The sequence below is a fragment of the Vibrio sp. 10N.222.55.B11 genome (assembly GCF_041473705.1).
Taxonomy (GTDB): Bacteria; Pseudomonadota; Gammaproteobacteria; order Enterobacterales; family Vibrionaceae; genus Vibrio; species Vibrio crassostreae_C.
The window spans coordinates 220,154-224,285 of record NZ_JBFRST010000004.1; the positions used below are offsets into that span (position 1 = coordinate 220,154).

General features: G+C 43.9%; 4 protein-coding genes. 1 reads left to right on the forward strand and 3 read right to left on the reverse strand.

The annotated features are described in order from the left end of the window. Positions 1–350: 350 nt before the first annotated feature. Positions 351–779, forward strand: a complete 429-nt coding sequence (locus AB4503_RS02130; protein WP_017061937.1) for an HIT domain-containing protein — start codon at positions 351–353, stop codon at positions 777–779. Positions 780–911: 132 nt separating this feature from the next. Here AB4503_RS02130 and AB4503_RS02135 read toward each other — a convergent pair whose 3' ends face one another. Genes AB4503_RS02135 through AB4503_RS02145 form a run of 3 tightly spaced genes read right to left on the reverse strand, consistent with a single transcriptional unit; the run spans position 912 to position 3,634 of the window. Further along, positions 912–1,142, reverse strand: coding sequence for a FeoC-like transcriptional regulator (locus AB4503_RS02135; protein WP_017061938.1), 231 nt, complete (start codon positions 1,140–1,142; stop codon positions 912–914). After that, a complete protein-coding gene (gene feoB / locus AB4503_RS02140) occupies positions 1,139–3,412 on the reverse strand; it encodes a Fe(2+) transporter permease subunit FeoB (RefSeq protein ID WP_372113508.1) in 2,274 nt (757 codons plus the stop codon). The genes AB4503_RS02135 and feoB overlap by 4 nt, the downstream gene beginning before the upstream one ends. Next, positions 3,413–3,634: a FeoA family protein gene (locus AB4503_RS02145; RefSeq protein WP_004734203.1), complete on the reverse strand. Its 222-nt coding sequence runs from the start codon at positions 3,632–3,634 to the stop codon at positions 3,413–3,415. Between the last annotated feature and the right edge of the window lie 498 nt (positions 3,635–4,132).

Consider the following 4,132-nt stretch of genomic DNA (forward strand, 5'->3'; position numbering starts at 1 on the left):
CGAGATTCGAGATTCGAGAAAATTAGAAAGGTTGACGTGAAAGCGTCAACCTTTTTTTTGTCTGGAGGTTTGTTTACTCGATTATTTAAGCGATTAGCTAACCTACACAGCAAGAGATCTCCTATTACGCTCATTCGTCGCTCTAGGAGATGACGAGAATAGGTGTAGTGAATCCAAGACAACATCAATGATGCGCCATCAAACCACACCAAATCGTTATCCCTCTTCTCACCATCATTCCCTACAGTGAGGGACGAACGTGATAGGGAATCTGCTTATTGAGAACGTAAGCCCTAGCCACATTCAAACTCCGACCTTATACTCATGTAAAACAATTAATTGGAAAGATCATGAGCTTCGAACTTCACCCGCAACTTGCGAAAGACACCACACTTATCGGCGAATTTCCACTGAGCTTAGCCCTGCTACACAAAGATAACGCAGTGCCTTGGGTTATCTTGGTACCAAAACGTGCCAACCTAAAAGAGTTGCACCACTTACCAATGAAAGAGCAACAGCAGTTCCTACATGAATCTCAGGCGGTAAGCCAAGCATTAGAAGCAACGTTCCAACCAGACAAATTGAACCTTGGTGCGCTGGGTAATATGGTGCCACAACTGCACATCCACCATATTGCACGCTTCAAAGACGACATTGCTTGGCCCGGCCCAGTATGGGGTAATACAAAAGGCGAACAGCGCAGTGAAGAAGATCAAGCCGCTATCCTGACTCGTATCCAAAACGTTCTGTCACTGAGCTCTATCTTCAAGAAAGCATAATTCGAGTTCATCTCATTGAGCTTTAAAGCAAAACACTTCAGAAAAGACACATAACAAAAAGCCGCTCATCTTAGATAAGCGGCTTTGTCATTTTCTAATCTCGCCTTTTTCAACGAGAGTCTGAAGACCGAACTACATCATCACGTTAAGCGACAAACCATCTTGTTTGCTGATAGTGTAGCGAATACGCGTTGTATGACCATGCTTATTCGTATCGACCAAGCGAGAAACTTTCCCTTTCTTGACCCAAACACTCAGCATCGCATCGACGCCATCTTCACTCATGCCAAACTTAGCAGCGAGCTCTTTACGAGCCGCAACGCCGTGGCTATCAATGTATTGATGAAGTTCAGTTAAAATCATACTACTTGCACCTCTAGTGCTTTCTGCTTACTGCCCACTTTCTTGAAGACGCGATACGTCACCACAAAACCACCAGCAATCGCCACCATCCATACTGCACTTGTCACAGGATGCGCAACAAAGTTTGCCGCTTGGTAGTAGAAAGTCGCACCAAAGTAACCAAGAGCCATCGTCCAAACCGCGATGAAGCGTGCAAACGTCTGACCAAATTCACGAACATAAGCACCCATCGCGGCCACACAAGGCGTGTAAAGCAGGATAAGAATCAAGTAAGCGAATGCCGCATGACCAGATACAAACTTGTCTTTCAAGTTACCAAAGATAGAGGTATCGACTTCTTGGTCTGCTGCTACAGAATTAGAGTCAGACAAGTCGCCAACTTCAATACCTAATGGATCTGAGTAGCTCAATCCGGCTAGGTTTTCAGGGATCGTCATTACCGCTTCTTGCAGGCTTGCTGCTAAGTCAAACTCAGCTGCTTCTTCATCAGAAGGCGTTGTATATAGGCTATTTAATGTACCAACAACGGCTTCTTTAGCGAAAATACCTGTGATGATACCAACCGTTGCAGGCCAGTTCTCTTCAGTAATACCAATTGGTTGGAATACAGGTGTTACAACTTGAGCTGCTCTAGACAGTACTGAGTTTTCGCTATCTTCGTTACCAAAGCTGCCGTCCATACCTAGAGAGTTTAGGAAGCTAAGAATAGCCACAACCATCACGATTGTTTTACCTGCACCAAGTACGAAACGCTTCAGCTTCTGCCAAGTTTTCAACATTACGTTTTGCACTGTCGGCAATTCGTAATCTGGCATTTCCATCACTAAGCTATCACTGCTACCTGGGTAGATCGTGTTTTTCAGGAACAAACCCGTAAATACAGAAGCAACGATACCCATGATGTACAGAGCGAATACTACGTTTTGTCCTGCACCAGGAAAGAACGCCGCTGCGAACAGTGCGTATACCGGCAAACGAGCCCCACATGACATAAACGGCGCCATTGATGCTGCCAATTTACGTTCGCGCTCTTGGTCAAGAGTACGAGTTGCCATGATTGAAGGCACGTTACAACCAAAGCCCAGTACAAGTGGGACAAATGCTTTACCCGGTAAACCAATCTTCTGCATCACTTTATCAAGTACAAATGCAGCACGAGCCATGTAGCCTGAGCTTTCTAGTACCGCTAAGAATAGGTAAAGCGCTGCGATAACAGGAATAAAGGTCGCAACCGTTTGGATACCGCCGCCAATACCATCAGCAAGTACAGTGACTAACCAAACTGGTAAATGGCCATCTAATAAGTGGTGTCCACCATCAACTAATATTGCTCCAACACCAATATCGAAGAAGTCGATAAACGCACTACCGATATTGATAGAGAACATGAACATTAGGTACATGATAACGAAGAAGAAAGGAATACCGACCCATTTGTTCAAAATGAATTGGTCTGCTTTCTCTGTAAAGTTACGGCTTAGTTTGCCTTCGCTGCGACGAACACGTTTACAAAGGTCATGTAAGAAAGTGTATTTAGCGTCAGCAACAGCAAGGTCAATATCGAAATCGGCACCAAGACGCACGCTATCAATTTGAGTGCGAGTTTGTGGGGCTAAACCATTCAATACCAAGTAATCATTTTCTAAAGCACGAATCGCTAGCGCTCGGTGAGATACGTCAGCATCATCAAATTGTGACTCAACAGAAGGGATAAGAGCTTCTAACGCGGCATCGTAATCAATAGAGATAGGGTCAAGGCTCACACCTTGAACAAGCAGTTTATGCAGACGCTCTTTAAAGCGAACCACTTGACCTTTATCGTTTGCAGACAAGCTTAGAACTGGGCAACCTAGCTCTTTCTCTAGTGCTTTAAGGTTAATCACCTGACGTTCGCGCTTTAATACATCCATTTTGTTCAACACAACGATCATTGGGCGACCCAACTCACGCAGCTGTAATGTCATATATAAGCTTCGTTCTAGACAGCTAGCGTCGACAACATTGATGATCACATCTGCTGGGTGAGTTAAAACAGCGCGAGACGCGATAGACTCATCGATGCTGTTCGCATCATTACCACTGTCTAGTGCGTAGATACCCGGTAAATCCGTTAGTTGAAACTGATCACCAGCGTGCGAGTATAAACCCGTCTTCTTTTCAACAGTGACACCAACCCAGTTACCAACGTGCTGCTTAGCACCAGTCAGTGCGTTGAACAGTGTTGTTTTACCACTATTCGGGTTACCAACGGTAAGAACTTGATAATCCATTTAGATAACCTCGATTTGTTCTGCAATGCTTTCACGAATGGCGATAGAAACACCTCTCACTTCAACTTGAAGCGGATCACCCATAGGTGCACGGCGGATAAGCGTCACCTCGGTTTTTGGCAACATACCCATGACCATAAGTTTCTTCCTTACGTCTGGTGTTAAACCTGTTAGTGCAACAATAGAAGCCGCCTTTCCTTGCTCTAATTGTGAGAGTTTCATAAGTACCCAATTCGTGACTGATAATGAGAAAGATTGTTATTAACGCCATGATACACATACATGCCCACCATTCTATTGTGTGAAATCAATGTTTTCGAAAATACATACTCGTAAGTTTCGTTAAAAACGTTTACGTCAAAACCGTTACTTTCAACAACTAATGAGAACTACCTCACTAGTACACCACAATCAAAAACGCAATTAATCATTAAATATCAACAACTTACAAAAATGTCGCTTTTCTCATAGCCTTCTGTCGTTAATTTTATAAGTAAAATAAGTCACTAATCGTATAGTTACTCCATCGAAGAGAAACTCCTTCTCTTTAATTTAATTCCAGAGGTGATGTGGCTTGCCATATCACTCCGGCAGCAAGCGAAGGTGTCGTTGGCACCCGTGGTATAGTCCCCCCGGCTATGCCACGATATTTTTTTTCTTCCCTTTGTTTTATCCCAACAACCTTTTTAAACTCCCCATTTATCTCGTATCTCGTATCTC

Coding starts and splice junctions, on each gene's coding strand:
- AB4503_RS02130 (WP_017061937.1), top strand. CDS start 351: ATGAGCTTCGAACTTCACCCGCAACTTGCGAAAGACACCACACTTATC.
- AB4503_RS02135 (WP_017061938.1), bottom strand. CDS start 1,142: ATGATTTTAACTGAACTTCATCAATACATTGATAGCCACGGCGTTGCG.
- feoB (WP_372113508.1), bottom strand. CDS start 3,412: ATGGATTATCAAGTTCTTACCGTTGGTAACCCGAATAGTGGTAAAACA.
- AB4503_RS02145 (WP_004734203.1), bottom strand. CDS start 3,634: ATGAAACTCTCACAATTAGAGCAAGGAAAGGCGGCTTCTATTGTTGCA.